Source organism: Pseudonocardia lacus (assembly GCF_018531445.1).
GTDB classification, from domain to species: domain Bacteria; phylum Actinomycetota; class Actinomycetes; order Mycobacteriales; family Pseudonocardiaceae; genus Pseudonocardia; species Pseudonocardia lacus.
Map to the genome: position 1 here is coordinate 1 of NZ_JAHDTH010000491.1, position 833 is coordinate 833.

Genomic DNA, 833 nt, shown 5'->3' on the forward strand with positions numbered 1-833 from the left:
GACGCGCGGCGGGCCCGGCGCAGCGGGGCCGCCGTGGCGGCGCTGTCGCGGCGCGGGGTCTCGGCGGAGGCCGTTCAACCGGCCGCGGCGACCACCGCGCCGGTGCTGGTGCTGCCGGTCGACCTGCCCGCCCCCGACGCCGCCACCGGGGACGACACCGCGACCGCGGTGCTGCGGGTGCGCGCGACCACGGCCGACGCCGACGAGGAGATCGACCAGGTCGTGGACCGGATCGCGGTCGGGGTGCGCGACGGGGCGTGAGCCCCCTGGGCCCTCAGCGCACCCCGGACGGCGACTCGAAGACGAACGTCCGCGCGCCCAGGCGCACCTTCGTGCCCGGCACCATGCGCCGCGTCTGGTGCGGCGGCAGCGGGGTCCAGCCCGACTCCCCCGGCTCCGAGATGTAGGTGCCGTTGCGCGAGCCCGAGTCGACCAGCATGACGTCCCAGCCGTTGAGCCGGACCTCGGCGTGCACCCGCGACACCGAGCCGGACCGGTCCTCGATGATGATCGCGCGCAGCACGCCGGAGCGGACCCGCTGGTCGGCCTCGGGCATGCGGCCCACGAGGTACTCGGCGTCGACGGTGTAGGTGGAGCCGTCGTCGAAGACGAGCAGGCCCAGCGGCGGGCGGGTGCCGACGACGAGCACCCCGGTGCGCTCGTTCATCCGGATCCCGCACAGCACGCAGAAGTGCGAGCGCGGGTCGTTGAGGTGCCCGCGGGCGCACAGGTGGCCCTGCGCCTTGGGCTGCTCGAAGACGGTGGTCGCGTTCTCCTGCGCGGCGGCGGGCGAGCCGACCGGCGCGCCGACGTCGAGCGGCGGGCGCGGGGGC

Annotated in this window: 2 protein-coding genes; one reads left to right on the top strand and one right to left on the bottom strand. The window is 76.7% G+C overall.

The window, feature by feature from the left end; all coding sequences use genetic code 11:
• Positions 1-261: hypothetical protein (locus KIK08_RS39290; RefSeq protein ID WP_214408368.1), on the top strand; the 261-nt coding region annotated here is incomplete at its 5' end.
• A gap of 13 nt (positions 262-274) precedes the next feature.
• Here KIK08_RS39290 and KIK08_RS39295 read toward each other — a convergent pair.
• Positions 275-833 (bottom strand): FHA domain-containing protein (locus KIK08_RS39295; RefSeq protein ID WP_214408369.1); only part of this gene is annotated, 559 nt, incomplete at its 5' end.